The sequence below is a fragment of the Vibrio sp. 1078-1 genome, assembly GCF_033340475.1.
In genome coordinates, this window is the sequence record NZ_JAWOWM010000011.1 from 130,470 (window position 1) to 146,161 (window position 15,692).

Genomic DNA, 15,692 nt, shown 5'->3' on the forward strand with positions numbered 1-15,692 from the left:
ATCACGAGTTTATTTAACACTTCGACCGACACAGGCCAAAGCAGGATTCATCCAAAAGCCAGCAAACGAGCTAAACAACTCAGCTTGTGTTCGCACGTACTCTAAAATTAAGTCACATGCAACCCAACGTCGCCCCGCTCTCTCCGCTGCCAGTCCGGTTTTATTGCTACCAGAAAAGAGATCAACCACCAGCTCATCTTCATTGGTTAGGAACTCAATAGCGAATGATGGAATGTCTGTAGGAAACATTGCAGGGTGTGGTGGTAAACCCAATTCCTTGGCTATCTTCCTTACAGCTGATGTATCAGCACAGCGATGACCTCGTTGGATTATGTTTTTAGGGATCTTGCCTTGCGTTTTATTGGAAAAGGCATTCCCTCTTAATCGGTAAGCACCATCACCGTAAGTAGCGATACGACTATCGCCCCCTTGTTCGAGTAATTTCTTATGTTGCTCAGTGTGCTCTACCAAAACTCTTCGGTTGTCAGAGCGAACTCGGTCTGGATCGTTCGTAAACCAGTAAACAGGTTCCCACGCGGAACAAAGCTGCATACGGTTAACGCAAGCCCATTGGGTTGGAGCTGGTGGCTTGGATGTGTTTATCCAGGGCCAACGGTCCATTAATGAAAGCCCTAATCGATCATTTAGAGCTAAGACCATACGTTCAAGGTAAGTTGAACGTGAAGGGCGTTTACTTTCAAAAATGTCGTTACTCACGTTGAGTACCACAGAACCCCCTGGCACCAAGTTTTCTACAATTGGTTCCAAAGACTCGGTGATAAAGTCCACCCATGCCTGTTCACTAACATTCCCATACCCGCGCTCGATTTTTAAAGGATACGGAGGGGATGTCACACAAAGGTGGATTGGTTCTCCAAGCTCTGTGAATACCTTTTTGCTATTTCCCCAAATAGCGATGCCTAGATTTGTTGAATATGCGACAAGCTTTACTTCGCCCATTGCTTCATGAAGCCCTTTTTTATTTTTGTTTGCCAGCTTCCATACGCCACGCTCACCGTCCACTTTTTGGATGATATTCATGGACTTTAATGTTTGCTGAAACCAACGAATTTTTCTTTTGATAGGGCTGTGTTGTGCCTTGGCTTTGCCGATTTCGGCTTTAGTATTGATTTCAGCCTCTGATAGCCCGGCTATACTTGCTACCTTCGCATATAGCTCGGCATTGGTCATTGGACCATCAGCTTGTGCATAAGCTTCTTCCACATGGAAAAGCTCCAGCTGCCCCTGCATGTTTGGTTTCATTTATGCTCCAGACCAATATTAATAATTCATAGAATCATTTTATAGTTCTTTAAATAAAATGGCAACATCTAAATCCTGTAGAGATGTTGGTATATCTCTTCGATGGAATTGAACTAATTGGATAATGGGAGCTCTTTAAAGTGATTCATTGTTGAGTTTATGGCGACTTAGCTAGGGTAACGTTTTGTAAAATATGAGATTCCTGCCAACTTATGCCACAGACTTTCACATGTGAAAGTGCGAGTTGGATCTTCTTTATCTATAATGAGATCCTTGCGATGTTCTGACAGAACATTTTATGTTCATTGATAAGATCTACTATATTAACTATTACTTATCGTGAACCTTTGAAAGTAACTTATTTATTGGGTAAATATTAGTGTTTAAATTAAATACACTGCACGAAGCTGTGCCTGGCGTGGATCTAGATAGCCTGCCAGACATTAAAGCAGTAATAGGCCAAGCAGAACCGCTTGAAGCAAGTATGATGACGGTAATTGCATATCGTGAAATGCATAACGCCAACATTTTGATCCTTAGTGAGCGAGAGCGATTTTTTTTGAGTATGTCTTTGATGAAATGCTTTGTGGAGAAAGGGCTTCTATCGTCAGGTGATATGATGAAGTACCGACTTTCACATGTGAAAGTCGGCTGAGGATTTAGTGGATTTGTGTCGGTTGCTGGCACATTGGACAAACGTTACCGCGATAGTTAGGCAATACCAAAACTCTACTTGCCACGTTAACTAAGATTTTGTAGAGCAACATTCTCGCCGTTACCAAACCAACTGCAAAACACCCACCGTAACCAACAACTCTATTTTGAGCAGCTTTTAAGTACTCTTGCCCTATGAGTTCTTCTGCGTTCTCGTAGTTTGTAAGTTCGGCCATAGTTGTTAGATAGACACCTCTAATCTCTTGGGCAAGGAATGCCGCAACACAAAAGATAATGATGGTACACAGTATTCTTACATGGGTTAAGCGGGATATCCCCGCTTTAAACTCATAGTAGATATTGAATACAAGGGAGAACATAAGAGCAAAAAGTAGTGGCTCTGGAAGCGTCAGCTGGTGGAGGTATATCCGGATCAGGCTGATATAGACAAAAATACCAAATACATTCAAAGCCAATGTGCTTACATCCCTACCCAGTTGGTTGTTAATGGATAGTTTCACTTTTTACGTCTCCATTCCCAAGGTGGCATTCTTTCTGCCTCCGGCAATGCCCATAAGCCTACCCCATTCTGTTTTGCCTCTTGCTCGTAAGAAAACAGTTCAGTGCTTTTTGCATACCGCCTGTATACCCATGCGTTACCCGTTTTTACCAGTTGTCCGTTTACCCACAAATCATCGACGTAGATATGACCAACAATGCGGCCATAACGATCAACGTCGGTTTGTTCTACACGAACGACTTTCCCACCCACTATAGAAAGAAGGGCTTGTTTTGCTTTCTTTCCCCAGGGTTGTTTCGACTCGGGTGTGTCGATTTCTGCAAGTCTAATACGGTGTTCTTTTTTACCATCGGTACACTGATAGGTGCCAGTGCATGAGGCATCTGTGAGGACTTTTATAGTGTCACCATCGCTGACTCGTACCACCTTCCCATAAAAGGTTTCAGCCATAATTGGTGCATTAAAAACGAAGTAGAGAAGGGTGGTAGTTAGAATTTTTTTAAGCATGATTAATTCCTTACTGTTGTCCTGATAGAGCATTCCACATTTGTTTGTGTAATGCCGAAATAGCGGTATAGGCCCCTTTCATTTCTGGTCGCTCCAGTTCCTTCAAGAACCAAAGAGACCCTAAGAGAATCGCTAAACATCCACCAGCCAGCATTAGATCATTGAACGTCATGAATAGGCTGTACCCAGACAAGCAGACATTGCACAGCATCCAAATTTTAGTGAAGAGCAATCCAGTTGAGTGATAGGTTACAAGCAAGTACGAAATGAAAGATGCGCATACTAGAACTAAAATTGGACCTCCCAACCACGTCGTCCATGTTTGAGTACCAAGAGGCGAGGGTAGTTCTAGTAACCATACTCCAGCACTCCAAATTACAGCTGATGCCATCATGTAGGCTGCTGCCATTTTTATCATCATTTGTGGTTTCATTTTCACTCCTTACCTATTCCACTTTCACATGTGAAAGTTGTTTTTAGGTTGTTTTTTCATTTAATTCCGATCCATAGCTGTGACGGATACTGTCATCGTTGAACCAGAAGCCCTTTTTGGATGGGGACTTAGTAGTCTCCAATCAAAAAGGCCCCAATTGCTGGGGCCGCTTTCACATGTGAAAGTCAATTTGTGCTGATAGAGATAAATACTGACTTTGTGCCATTTACATCTTTCAGCCATGACATTGCACCATAATCTCCATCGACCATCGCGCTGTACCGTTCCCGCACACCTAGACCACACAAGAGGTCATCAATCGCGGTTGTTGGGTCACAGGATGGACGATATGTTTCTTGCCAATGGATATCTCCAGATTCGATGTATGCCTCTTTGATATGGAAGTACTCGCCATTCCAAGTTGTATATAACTTGTCGTCATTTCCAGAAAACAAACGTGGATATATAGCACCGTTTGAATTGAGCTCTGTGACGTTACTTGCTATGGATTGTTCTAATGTGGCAAACATTAGCTTCTCTGTTCTGATGGTATTGCCAACAACATTGTCGCGTTGACGCCACACAGCATGAACATCTCCATTGGTACTGGTTAAGCTAGCTTGCCCTGCATCGGCACTTATATTGGGAATGCCTGAGATAGGAGAGTAACCATTGTTGTCACTACGCCATGTTACGCCGATTAGGTCAGAAGAACCCGCCCCTCGGCTTTCAGACCATAGCGCATAGCTAGTAAGGTTAGTGTTGATAGATGCTAAACCACTCTTGACTCCATCATCATCAATAACGCTGCGTTCCACTACAGGCGTATTGAAGGGACCAAGTTTGACGGTATGTTTGGCTAGGACATCATTTTCATCATCAGCGCCCTTTTCGATACTTAGGATTTCAAGTACGCCAGGAGAAGTTTCTACTGAATGTATCGAGATAGCACTTTTAACTTCACCGTCACTGTTTGTTTTTATATTTCTCGAAAGTTCTGTCGTTGCAATGATATTGGCTTTTGTGCCGTCGTTGCTTAACCAGGCTATTTCCAATGCATTTGTATCGGAGCCAAAAATCGGAGTTTGCCAGATAACGATGCTTTGTCCTGACGGGTCAGTGAAGAGAGTGTTGTCGGTGATTTTTACTCGACTTTCCTCATTCGTAGCTGCCGCGTCAGTCATAAGTACATGATCAACTTCTAATGGTGGGGACCATTCTTGTGTTGTTGCGTCGTAATAGGAAACGTTCAGTTTCTGGTTGTTACTATTGTCTCTCTGTACCCATGTAATATAGGCATTACCATGATTTGAAAGGCTCATTTGAACAGAGCTCTTGTAGTGGTTTTCATCGACAATGAATGGTTGCCAGTCTGATCTTAGTATTTCACCAATATCGGCACTTATCTTGACTTTGTTAGGTACATTGCCATTCGCATAGTCTTCGATAGGGGCTACAGAAGCATATAGCTCATCCGGTTTGCCATTGTTGGCTTCTTCGACCCAGGCACTGTATAGAACAGCCGAACCATTTTCGTTTTGTAGCTGGATGACAGGAAGTGTTGCATCTCTTGTTGGAGAACTCAGTAACACTTCTTTTTGCCATTCTCGCTTAGCGACCGTTGTTGTTTCTGTTGAGTTGTCTTGTTTATTGCTTTCACTACCATTGCCATTGGAAGTAGTTCCAGTGCCTCCACTGGAACCACCACATCCTGCCAACACTGATAGTAGAGCAGCTGCTAAAGCTGTTCTTCTTAACATCAATTACATCCTCTGTTGTTAGTTGTTTTCGGATTCAATCATCATTTTTCGAATGATGGCCGCGATAGCTTGTGATGGCTGTGCCCCACGAATAAGCTGAGTTTTCCCAGTTTGGTTATCTACGATGAAAGTCGCTGGTGTACCTGAAATGCCATTTTCAGTAGCTTGCTTCACATCTGCTGCTATTTTCAGGTCGTAACGGCCAGAAGCTAAACACTCTCGAACTAGGGAAGCATCGGCACCAACACTCTCAATAACTTCTGCCAAATTAGGTACTCCACCACCATTGCCTTGTGATTTGGCAAATACTTCGTCTAAGAACACCCAGAATCCACGGTTGCCTTTTTGTTCAGCAACACATTCCGCTGCTAACGCTTCTTTTTCTGCCGCTGGGTTATGAAAACTCAATGGCAGATGTTTCCATTGCCAGTTGATATTCCCGTTACTTGCATCCACCACTTCTTTTGGTGTGTCGTGGAATTTTTTGCAGAACGGACACTCCAGGTCAGAAAATTCCACCAGCGTGAATCGAGCGTTCAGGTTTCCATATATGCGTTTATCGTCAGGCACTTGTTCGGGAGCTGATTCGTATTTTGCGTATTTAGCCTGAATATCCTGTTCGCGTTTCTGTTGAACGAAATGTTCCAGTGCTTTTTGAACTGCATTGTTAAAGCGCTCTTCTGATTTAAAGCGATAGTCACTTTCTAGTTGAGTAATCTTCGACTGGAGAGAATCGCGCTCTTGAATGAGCAACTCTTTGGTCTGGTAAATTTGATATCCCACTGTAGCGACAGACGCTCCCAAAATTAGGGTCATAGCAGCACCAACGGCCAGTAGCTTTTTCTGCATTGGACTGAATGATTTTTGTTGTTGTGATGTGGTTTGTTCTGACATTACATTTTGCCCTTAGTAAACTTTTACAGTTGCCAATTCATGAATCAGGGTTGAAGCTTCCATTTTTGCGCGTTGTGTTAAGCGCTTAACGATGTCTTCACTTGGTGAGTAATCAACGAGGTTTGTTTCTTCTATAACATTGCGAGAAATTGAGTGTAGGCTTCCTAAACCATCAATTAACCCAATCTCAAGTGCTTGCTCTCCATTCCAGATCAATCCAGAGAACACTTTTGGATCGGCTTTGAGTCGTTCACCACGGCTCTCTTTTACTCGCTCGATGAATTGCTGGTGGGTTTTCGATAGCACTTCCTTCCAGAAGCTAGTTATCTCTTCTGAAAGAGGGGAGAATGGGTCTAACAAAGCTTTGTTTTCACCAGATGTTATAGCTCGTCTTTCAATACCCAATTTTTCCATGAGCCCGGTAAATCCGAAGCCAGAACTGATGACACCAATAGAGCCAACCATACTTGCTTTGTCCGCATAAATTTTGTCTGCGGCCACGGCGATGTAATAGCCACCAGATGCACCGATATCATCAATTACAGCGATAACTTGTTTTTCTGGGTATTCTGCTTTTTGAGCTTGAATCTCTTCGTATATTCGACCTGCTTGCACAGGGCTTCCACCAGGACTGTTTATTCGTAGAACGACAGCTTTTGCATGGGGATTTTTGAAAGCAGCCTGAATGGAAGGGATTAGATGATCTTCATCTGCAAGTGAACCCGCAGCGATTTCTCCTTTGATATTAATGAATGCAACATGTGGAGTGTCAGCTTTGGATGTCTGCCAAGGTAGTCCTCCTGGATTTGAAGCTACGGTTAGAAATGCAACTATCATAAGGACAAAGCCAAGGGAGCGAATCAACTGAATCCCTCTTCGCCATCTTCTGTCTTTTACCTGTTCCTTATGGAGGGTAAAGACCAGATCTTTAATCATGTCTTTTTCCCATGCTTCTGGTTTATTGTTTTCACTCATGTTTATTCCTTAGTTGTGGTTTGTTTTCGACCTGGGTGAGGTGGAACCAGAAACAGCTCCCATTCTTCCTCGGTTAATTTGTTCTCTTTCGCTAATTCAAGTTTGTCGGCTTGTTTTAACCTCTCTGATAACGTGGATTCCGCTAACCCGAAATTAGTAGCGACTGCCGCAACGGAAGGGTATCCCTTGCCATTTATCACAATTTCAACATCGGCTTTTCGATTAGGGGGAATAGCGTTGAGTACCTTTTCCCAGTCCATATCTGAAAGCTCGTTACATCGTGCCTTTTCCAATAATTCTCGATGTCGAAGTCTCTGGTAGAGAGCCGAGTACGTTAAGTTAGCGGCTTCGGCCAGATGGTTTAACGTGGGGTAGGAATCACCTTTATAGGTGATAGGTTTGTTGGCCGCCTTTGGGCCCTTGTTTGGAGCTGGTGGTTCAGATAAGACTGAGTTCCAGTTCTCATCTGTCATAGTGTTGGTTTGGTAGGCTTTTAATAGCCCTTTATCCCTAATCCTTGAATAGAGAGTCCTTTCTGCTTTACCAGTTTGTTGGGCCAGTTCGGTTAAACTAGCGTAGGGCTTTCCTTTGACGTAAATAGGTGAACTCTTTCTTCGCCTTGCTTTACGTTTTTTAGTCTTTTTTTCTGGGCAAAATGTGCCAGCTTCTCTTTGTTCTATGAAGACAGAGCTAGTTTCTGCGTTGAAGAACTCATCCGCTATTCTATTTTTAAGCTCCGTTGCCCTGGCTATGACGACATCAAGCATTCGATCAACAGCCACAGCATTTGCTGCACTATACGGAACCAGCTTTCCTTCGCGGTTGCGTTTAAGGCTAAGTGCTTCTGCTTCTCGGCAAAGCTCTGTACATTGAATAGCGAAATGTCCGGTATCTTTCATTAGGTATGATGAAATGATGCCGCTCATTTTCCTCGTGAATCTTGAAGTCATATATTGAACATGCCCATCCATCAATTCCTGGCTTTCTATACCAAGCTTTCTGGACAGCTCTTCAATATCTTTTTGTTTATAACGGAAAGCCGAGTGTTTTAAGCTTTGTGCATTACGAATAAGCTCTTGACTCGCGCCATGTCTCTCCAAGTCGGATATTAGGAATGGGGCCAATAGATCCATGCGCACTACACTCCAACTCCAATGACCTTCAAGACAAATAGGCATAGCATTGAATAGAAGGGGGTTAGCAGTAGAGATGCCATGACCATACCGAATACTCGTGCTGGCATTTTTTTAGCGTACATAACCATCCAAGGCATCATTGCACATAAGGCAGCGATCATTGCTCCACCAGCGCCAAGCTCAGGGAAAAGCACTGATTGGATAAGGATAAACAGGCATTGAGCATAGCCAGCTTGATTCAATGGCTTGTTACTAAGGTTTTCTTCACTTTTTTCTGGTGTTTGAGTTCTTTCCACATTTCGCTCCTTACGCCAACTCTGGTTCACCGAAGTATTGACGGTATAAGTCGTGATCATTCGCTAACAGACGCTTGACTGTGCTTTCATCAATCTCATTAATTGCCATGATTAGGATTTGGTCTTTCCCAATCACACTCATATCTACAGTGAACCAAGTGCCTCTGACCGATTTAGCAAGAATTTGTAGGTTCCAAGGCACTTTTATCTCGTTGGCCGCAGTGATGTTTGAAACCTTAACAACCGTTGCATCCTTCCCGAGCCAGCGTTTGTTATCAATGACAAGATCCATATTGTCGAACGCTGATTTGGCTGCTTTTTTGCGGATTTCTATGATGGAGTTTGAGCCTCCATTCTTGGCCGCAAGCCAAAGAACTACCCCTAATGCTGTACAGGCGACGATAGGTTTACCTGCAAGACCAGCAATTACTCCGCCGATAGATATCAGCAACATCATTGCTTTATTGATTCTTGTTAATGGCATAAGCCCTCCTTTGCCATGAGAGTAACGGATAAACAGCAAAAGCTTCTCACGGCAACATGCCCAATAAGGGCAACTGAGAACTCAATGAAACAATCCCTCACACGAACAGGACGTCTTTATTAGTCCTTGCCTAATAGCCTGATATTTGTAGTAGAGAGAGACGACTTTTTTTTCATTCAGTAACTTTGTTCTGATGTAACGAACCTTGTTCTTTCCGTCGGGCTGTGGGACAACCGTTCTAACGTACCCGTAATCGGATACCTCTAAGTTGTATTGATTTTTAAGAATCACTCGGTATACAGATAGCTGGATTACATCCGATTCAAAGATCCTGTTATCTTTCCTTAACTTGGTATCCAGAGGGATAAGGACTTTCTTTTTTGATAAAAAAACTTGATCGACTCTTCCATGCAGAGGTACAGGTAGTGTTGTTGCCACATCTTCTTCACAAAGAAACAGAGTTGCGTTTCTCAACTCTTTTGGCATGTTTTCTTCACTCCACCAGCTGAGCACCTCATGCAAATGCTTTTTCCGCCATAGGTCTACTTTGGCAATTAGAAATGGAGCGACAATCAGTGAAACTAACAACAAGACTATATTCATAAGATACTCTCGATTACTTTATAGTATCATTATATAGCCCTTTAAATATTTGTCACGTAGCCACTTAGGAAGTACTAAGCATTTAGGTTCGGTATGAGGGAAGGGGTAGCGTGAAAGACTTTTAGGGCAGGGAAGAGCCCCGTGTAGAAGGGGCTATTGCAGCTGGTGGAGCACTAGTGAAGCAAAGAGGGGACTTTCACATGTGAAAGTCTACCGTCAGACATCATATCTAAGGTGTCTACATCTAAATTTGAGCCTCTTAGCCCTTTTCCTTCGTAGACGATATCTGGTGTGCAGCTTGATTTAAATACGCCGTGGGGAATATGATCGAAATCCCCAAGCCACATTCTAAGTCTGAGATCAACGATGTAGTCTCCTGGCAATGTAATCCAGCAATGAGGGGTTACTACGTCTCCTGACGACTTTTCTGTTACATAGCCGAACATGCAACAGTGTTCAACGTTGGCTTGTTTCAGAAGATGGCTTACTAGATAAGTCATTCCATCACAGTCAACCTGACAGTCCTCCAACACAAACAGAACTGTTTCTAACTCAGAAAACCATTCCTCATTGATCATTTGAAATTTCCTTTGTATTTATCTCATTCTCAAAAGGGTACGGCTTTCTTCTTTCCGCCAATTCAATGTCTGCTCCGCACTGTTTACATAACCCCTGTTCCTTTGCACAGCTGTCGCAGACTGCATCAGTAGCAGTTGAGCCGAACTGCATTGTTTCTTCGCAAACACCACAAGGTTTTGATGTTATCGCAGCTCCTCCTATTCGTTGAGAACGAGCGTAATAGCAACATAAACACAAATGCATGGACTCTCGTTTTTCCTTTTCGACGTCAGAGGTAATCCTTTCGGCAAGTTGGAGTATGTGCTGGATTTGTTCTTTAGCTCTTTTGTTTCTATATGAAATTGTTGAGCGTGTAATTTGTTCTTTCTGCTGCTGCATGTCTACCTCCTGAAAAAGGCAATCTCCCTAAGCAAAATGCTTGGGGAGAGCTAATTAGTTCTCTGGGTGTATGAACAATAGAGGTTCGCCATTGTCGAGTATATAAGGCGTTTTAACTTTAGATTCACCTACCTGTATGTCCCCAGATGCTACGTAAACATAAGCCCAAGAGGGAAGTTTTCCGCTTACAAGTGAATATATTTTGTCGCTTGGGACATGGCTACCTTTACCGGGAGTAACTCGGAATCGGTTGTAGTAAACACTGTGGTTTGATTCAAAAGCATACGAATCAATTTCATCGACTCCGACAAAGCTAGGGGCCTTTGCTTCGCGGGGCTCAAAGACTTCGGTTGCTATGTAGCAGAGATCTACATTTGTCATGCCTGGTTTGTATATGGGGCAACCGTATTCTTCACTGTGAAAGTAGAACTCTACTTTGCGTTCAGAATTGCCATTTGTTGCTTCATACTCTAATCCCATTTCTTCTAGCGTTGACTCAATGGCCGTTTTCATTTCAAACAAAAGTTTTTCTTGAGCATTTTTGGTGGATGACGCTTCGGACTTTGGCATCCATGCAATTACGCTGTTTCTGGATGCTGTGTCGGGCTGCTCTAAAAGAGAGGTGACAAGCCCCAATCCCAACCCTGATGTTAAATCTAGGTTCGCGCCGAAGGAGGAGGTAAACAAAAGAGAGTTTGTCGCAGCGCTGCCTGCAAATTGCAAAGACTCGTAATTCTCTCTTGGGACGTATTTGTCACTTACATCGTACAATCCACCAGCCTGCGCGATGTTATATGCGCGACTGTGTGATTCATCGTATGACACTGGTTGGGAGGTTGACGCACAACCAGTCATTATTACCGACATTATTGACACGCCTAAACCTATTAGTTTTCCATTTATCATTACCTAACTCCTAAGTTGTTTTTAGGTTGCTTTTGTGTTCCTTTAGTGAACAATGCAACTTTACCTTATCTATCAAAACACTACCTTAAAGGCACTTTGCTTTTCTTGACGGCATTCAATCTATTTTTATGCATACCCATCATTCAATCTAAATGTTGTCTTTGGGTTGCTTTTCGATATCTCACGTTGAAAAGCCAAGTCCGTTTTCGGTTTACCTTTTAAGCTCATTATATGACCTTATAAAGATGATGCAATACACTAATTCACGGCTGGTTAAAGTAAATGTCAGTACGGTCGATTAAAGAAAATCAGTGTCCTATGCTTTTTATTGGACGCTCAGAATTGGCTTGGAGAGCCTTGTATGGAATTTGTCGTTATTACTTTCTTTGGATTAGCTATATCCACGCTGGTGGTGCAATACACTTCTCGGCGTACCAACGGAACAACGCTAAGTTATTCCCAGTCTTTTAAGGTCGTCTTAATTCGCAGTGGAGTGGCTGTGGGGGCTGGGTTTTTGATTGGTAGATTGTTCTCAGTAGCGATTTCAAAAGGCTTTCTGAATAAGGATGTTTTGATAGAACAACCTCTGGTTGTTGCAGGTATAGTTGCGTTTTGCGGCCTAGCTTCGTTCCTGGCATTTCAGTGGGGTTACTCAAAGATTTCCGGCAAACAGGTCTCTCTGTTGTCAGCTCTCAAGTTCGCAGTCAAAGAGATAGGGTACTTTATGTTACTGCTTGCTGGAGTGTTTGTTCTTTCGTTAGCTCTGTTTGGTATTGTGGAGGTTATGGCGAGTAATGGTTCTGAGTTGTCTATCCGGTCTTGATTCGATGTGTGATGTTATTTCGGTGCTCGGAAACATCACCAAACCGGGTTCTAATTCATTGATTAGCCTCTAGTGCTATTTATCTTCTTTGCTTTCACCAAAGCAGTTCCTATGGACCGAAGGAAACACAACTAGGTAGTACCAAGCATTACATAAAGCCTTCGGTATATTCAAGACATTCATATCTGCATGATTTTTTATGACGTTCATCGTATGGCGATAGTGAGCTGGATACCACGTTTGCAAAGGTAATAAAGCTCGCAATGCTTGAGAATCGGACTTCTGAACTGGCCGCAAGGCAAGTATACACATTGATTTTCTGGATTAACGCAAGACCAGCAAGTAGTTTCGTTTATTCTAGGACCTGCACTGTTGGAGTATTTAGGTTGCTAATTGGTAGAGCTCCCTAATTTGGTTTTGGGGTAGGTTTGATACTGATTCATAGACATAAGGTGTGATCGGTTAACTGATCGGGTTTGTATGTTAATTGGATTGGTGTGTTCTGGTGCGTCATTTGCGTTTTATCACGCTATGTTCTGGTGCGTCATTGTTAATGCTCTCGTTCGAATTTTACCTGGCAATCATGTTTGGTATCCGATTGGTGATTTGTAGAGGGCAGAGTTGTGTTTGGTGGTGATCACCTAATGGAGGCAAGCTGATAGGCTGTAAGTCATTATTTCGACTCTGACATTAAAGCCTTTGCTGTGTCTCAATGCGGCTCTTAACAACGTGCAAATTCTGTGTATCAGTAAGGTTTGTTGTGAGGTGACAAATGATGTTTTTATCCACAGAAAAAGTGGATAAGTTTTGTACGAACGCCAATTGCTCTGTGTCTTGTGAGTGCAAATTATCCTTGCTTAACTTGCGTATAAAGCTACTAGTGATAGCAATCCCATAGCGAACGCACCGCTTAAACATAGTTGCAGCACACGACGGCATTTAACTTGTTTGTCTGTCATAAAGCGCTGTGTGGCACTCTCATAGGAGAAGTGAGCAAATTCACCTCGCAATGTATCACTGGTTCCGTTAAAAGCGTTAGAGAGCTTTCTAGGCACTCTCTCGTTGATCCTTTTACTCACTCGTGATCGTTTGATCATTTTTTCACATTTGCCTAATTTTGCCATTTCAGTAGCTGATACAGAATTCATGTTGGTCTCCTTGGTTCATTGTTCTTATAGTTCAACCTTTCGCTTATCAATAAGTTTTTCGTAGTCATTCAGAAGCCTACGGATCTTCATTAGTACATTTGAGCGTTGCCTTAGCACTGCGTAGTATTCTTCGGTCATTTTTATGGACTTGAACTCATCGTCAGTAGCTTTTTTGAATGCTGACAAGTCGTATTGATTGCCTGTCCCTTTCTTGAGGTATGTTGAATACACTTGGGATTTACCCCCCTTTGGATCTGGCTTGAAACGGTTTAAAAACCATTCGGCAGATAGGCTTCTTCCATTCATTCTTGCCCTCGTTCCGAATCGCCATTGATTATTTTCGTCCTCTTCTTCTCTGGCTATTCTGTTTGATGCCCAATGTACGTCTGCTCTTTTCTTTGCTTCAACAATAAGAACTTTCATCTCTTGCTCTAGTGCGGTTTGTATCTCTAGAACAAAGTCTCTTGATATTGCTTCAATGTCATCAAGGTACAGTTCAGATCTTTCATCCTCATTTTTGGGATCTAACAAAAGATCCCAGTCTATATTTGCCTTCTTACTGATTTTATCCGTACTCATTTCTTAGGCTCCTGAGCTGGCTTTAGCGTGGCTAATAGCAAAATTCCTAACCAATTCCTATCCAAATACCTATCTATCTGGAGGATTTAACTCTTTTATCCAGATAGATGAGTACTCTCTTACGATAGCTCGTGAATTAATTTTGTCAACGCTCTATCTATCTGGATAATTGGCTATCAATATCCTAGATATTGCACTCTTTGTGATTATGTATCAGTTTTATCCAGATAGATATAGGATTTCTACTCATAAATATTTCACTATACACCAGCGAAGTTATTAAAGGGTCTTGAGCAAATGCTTCGATTGTTGCTTTTTTTTCGTTTTTTAATCGAAAAGCAATCTAAACGCCCCTTTTGGGCAATTGTGGAGGCGGTCTTGGTAAATGTAGTGATGTAAATTGTCTCTCATCGGCTGAATTGCATCTAAAAGCCATCTTGTGATTACTTTTTGATTTAATAGGAGTGGGGCATGTTTGTTCTTGGTCTAGATATTGGATACTCAAACTTAAAACTTGCATACGGAGAGAAGGGTGAAGAGCCTAAGGTTGAAGTTCTGCCTGTAGGCGCTGGGCCAGCAGAGCTTATGCCTCAGCAGTTAATGGGAGGCGCGTCTAATTGTATCCTGGTGGACATAGACGGAGAAAAATGGGTCGCTGGGGTAGAGCCAGATCGATTGCAGGGATGGGAAAGAGAGTTACATGGTGATTATCCCTCAACCAAATCGTATAAGGCTTTATTTTTAGCTGGCTTACTTTTGAGCGGACGTTCAGAGATTGATGTTCTTGTAACTGGTCTTCCTGTTGATCAGTTTATGGATAAGTCTAAGAGAGATGCACTTGTTGAACGTCTCACTGGTGAGCATCAAATTTCACCTAAAAGAAAGGTGCTGGTGAAATCAGTTGTAGTGGTGCCTCAGCCTGCCGGAGCGTATATGGATGTGGTTAGTTCTTGCGATGATGAGGAACTGTTAGAAATCATAAATGAAGGTCGGACAGTTGTTATTGACCCTGGGTTTTTTAGTGTTGATTGGGTCGCTCTCGAAGAGGGGGAAGTGCGTTATCAATCTTCTGGTACGTCTCTGAAAGCTATGTCTATGCTTCTACAGGAACTAAATAGACTAATACAAGAGGACTATGGTACGGGACCTGGATTAGAAAAAATCGAAAAAGCTATCCGCTCGAATAAGAAAGAATTGCTTCTACACGGTTCGAAAGTTCCTCTTGGTGAGTACTTCGATAAGGCTGCGTCCAAGGTTGCTCCAAATGCATTAACGCCTATGAAGAAGTCTATGCGTGAAGAAGGTATGGCTGCTGATGCTGTGTTGCTTGCTGGTGGAGGAGCTTCGGCTTACAAAGAAGCTGCAAAAGAACTGTTCCCTCATTCAAAGGTTGTGGTTCCTTCCAACGCAGTGGCATCGAATGCTCGTGGTTTTTGGTTCTGCGGCTAGTTAAGGGGGACGTATGGCTAGTAGTGATTGGGATGGGAAAATTAGTAATTTCAAAGTCTCAGAGCAGGCATTTCCCGAGCTTTATCAAGAGCTATCTCAAATGCATCATAAGGAACGTTGTGACCGTCTTAGATGTTTAGCTATGTTAGGTATGTATGCTCTTAGAGGTGGGGCAATGACTACAGTCCAACACTCTAGCCCTCCACTTGAAGAGCAGGTTGAAGAGAAAAATAATAAGTTAGACAAAGCTAGGAATGGGTTGAAAGGTAAATTGCTGCAAAGTGTATGACGCAGATTGTAAATAG

Annotated in this window: 20 protein-coding genes; 4 read left to right on the forward strand and 16 right to left on the reverse strand. The window is 42.7% G+C overall.

Annotated elements, in window-relative coordinates; translation table 11 throughout:
* Nucleotides 1-9: 9 nt before the first annotated feature.
* Complete coding sequence (locus R7190_RS18790) at nt 10-1,263, reverse strand: DNA-methyltransferase (RefSeq protein ID WP_032073048.1); 1,254 nt, start codon at nt 1,261-1,263, stop codon at nt 10-12.
* 379 nt (nt 1,264-1,642) lie between these two features.
* On the opposite strand from R7190_RS18790, the gene R7190_RS18795 reads away from it, so the two are divergent.
* Complete coding sequence (locus R7190_RS18795) at nt 1,643-1,918, forward strand: hypothetical protein (protein ID WP_014386858.1); 276 nt, start codon at nt 1,643-1,645, stop codon at nt 1,916-1,918.
* A gap of 4 nt (nt 1,919-1,922) precedes the next feature.
* On the opposite strand, the gene R7190_RS18800 is transcribed toward R7190_RS18795, so the two are convergent.
* The 13 genes from R7190_RS18800 to R7190_RS18860 all read right to left on the reverse strand — a co-directional run bounded on the left by R7190_RS18800 (nt 1,923) and on the right by R7190_RS18860 (nt 11,349).
* Entirely contained in the window at nt 1,923-2,438 is a 516-nt protein-coding gene (locus tag R7190_RS18800; RefSeq protein ID WP_014386857.1) for a hypothetical protein, read from the reverse strand.
* Nucleotides 2,435-2,887: a thermonuclease family protein gene (locus R7190_RS18805; protein WP_228209261.1), complete on the reverse strand. Its 453-nt coding sequence runs from the start codon at nt 2,885-2,887 to the stop codon at nt 2,435-2,437. The genes R7190_RS18800 and R7190_RS18805 overlap by 4 nt, the downstream gene beginning before the upstream one ends.
* 67 nt (nt 2,888-2,954) lie before the next feature.
* Nucleotides 2,955-3,377 carry a hypothetical protein gene (locus R7190_RS18810; RefSeq protein ID WP_017086025.1) on the reverse strand — a complete coding sequence of 141 codons (423 nt, stop codon included), beginning with the start codon at nt 3,375-3,377 and terminating at the stop codon, nt 2,955-2,957.
* 185 nt (nt 3,378-3,562) lie between these two features.
* Nucleotides 3,563-5,137 (reverse strand): hypothetical protein, encoded by a 1,575-nt coding sequence (locus R7190_RS18815; RefSeq protein ID WP_014386854.1) that lies wholly within the window; start codon nt 5,135-5,137, stop codon nt 3,563-3,565.
* A gap of 18 nt (nt 5,138-5,155) precedes the next feature.
* Nucleotides 5,156-6,031 (reverse strand): DsbA family protein, encoded by an 876-nt coding sequence (locus tag R7190_RS18820; protein WP_014386853.1) that lies wholly within the window; start codon nt 6,029-6,031, stop codon nt 5,156-5,158.
* 12 nt (nt 6,032-6,043) lie between these two features.
* The gene (sppA, locus tag R7190_RS18825; RefSeq protein WP_014386852.1) at nt 6,044-7,006 is read right to left on the reverse strand and encodes a signal peptide peptidase SppA; all 963 of its coding nucleotides are present in this window, start codon (nt 7,004-7,006) and stop codon (nt 6,044-6,046) included.
* Between the two features lie 2 nt (nt 7,007-7,008).
* The gene (locus R7190_RS18830; protein ID WP_014386851.1) at nt 7,009-8,139 is read right to left on the reverse strand and encodes a hypothetical protein; all 1,131 of its coding nucleotides are present in this window, start codon (nt 8,137-8,139) and stop codon (nt 7,009-7,011) included.
* A gap of 5 nt (nt 8,140-8,144) precedes the next feature.
* A complete protein-coding gene (locus R7190_RS18835) occupies nt 8,145-8,438 on the reverse strand; it encodes a hypothetical protein (RefSeq protein ID WP_014386850.1) in 294 nt (97 codons plus the stop codon).
* A 10-nt stretch (nt 8,439-8,448) separates the two neighbouring features.
* Nucleotides 8,449-8,922 carry a hypothetical protein gene (locus tag R7190_RS18840; RefSeq protein ID WP_014386849.1) on the reverse strand — a complete coding sequence of 158 codons (474 nt, stop codon included), beginning with the start codon at nt 8,920-8,922 and terminating at the stop codon, nt 8,449-8,451.
* Nucleotides 8,923-9,003: 81 nt separating this feature from the next.
* Nucleotides 9,004-9,525, reverse strand: coding sequence for a hypothetical protein (locus R7190_RS18845; protein ID WP_046224252.1), 522 nt, complete (start codon nt 9,523-9,525; stop codon nt 9,004-9,006).
* Nucleotides 9,526-9,698: 173 nt separating this feature from the next.
* Nucleotides 9,699-10,103: a hypothetical protein gene (locus tag R7190_RS18850; protein ID WP_046224253.1), complete on the reverse strand. Its 405-nt coding sequence runs from the start codon at nt 10,101-10,103 to the stop codon at nt 9,699-9,701.
* On the reverse strand, nt 10,093-10,482 hold the full coding sequence (locus R7190_RS18855; protein ID WP_017086033.1) for a hypothetical protein: 390 nt from the start codon (nt 10,480-10,482) through the stop codon (nt 10,093-10,095). The genes R7190_RS18850 and R7190_RS18855 overlap by 11 nt, the downstream gene beginning before the upstream one ends.
* Nucleotides 10,483-10,536: 54 nt before the next feature.
* Complete coding sequence (locus R7190_RS18860) at nt 10,537-11,349, reverse strand: hypothetical protein (RefSeq protein WP_276456103.1); 813 nt, start codon at nt 11,347-11,349, stop codon at nt 10,537-10,539.
* A 400-nt stretch (nt 11,350-11,749) separates the two neighbouring features.
* Here R7190_RS18860 and R7190_RS18865 point away from each other — a divergent pair, with 400 nt between their 5' ends.
* Nucleotides 11,750-12,211 (forward strand): hypothetical protein, encoded by a 462-nt coding sequence (locus tag R7190_RS18865; RefSeq protein WP_014386844.1) that lies wholly within the window; start codon nt 11,750-11,752, stop codon nt 12,209-12,211.
* An 857-nt stretch (nt 12,212-13,068) separates the two neighbouring features.
* Here the strand turns inward: R7190_RS18865 and R7190_RS18870 are convergent.
* Nucleotides 13,069-13,359: a hypothetical protein gene (locus tag R7190_RS18870; RefSeq protein ID WP_041154790.1), complete on the reverse strand. Its 291-nt coding sequence runs from the start codon at nt 13,357-13,359 to the stop codon at nt 13,069-13,071.
* 24 nt (nt 13,360-13,383) lie between these two features.
* Entirely contained in the window at nt 13,384-13,938 is a 555-nt protein-coding gene (mobI, locus tag R7190_RS18875; RefSeq protein ID WP_046224254.1) for a conjugative transfer protein MobI(A/C), read from the reverse strand.
* A gap of 471 nt (nt 13,939-14,409) precedes the next feature.
* Here mobI and R7190_RS18880 point away from each other — a divergent pair, with 471 nt between their 5' ends.
* Together R7190_RS18880 and R7190_RS18885 are read left to right on the forward strand one after the other, a co-directional pair.
* Nucleotides 14,410-15,387: a ParM/StbA family protein gene (locus tag R7190_RS18880; RefSeq protein ID WP_017086038.1), complete on the forward strand. Its 978-nt coding sequence runs from the start codon at nt 14,410-14,412 to the stop codon at nt 15,385-15,387.
* A 13-nt stretch (nt 15,388-15,400) separates the two neighbouring features.
* Nucleotides 15,401-15,676, forward strand: coding sequence for a hypothetical protein (locus R7190_RS18885; RefSeq protein ID WP_041154791.1), 276 nt, complete (start codon nt 15,401-15,403; stop codon nt 15,674-15,676).
* Nucleotides 15,677-15,692: the final 16 nt, after the last annotated feature.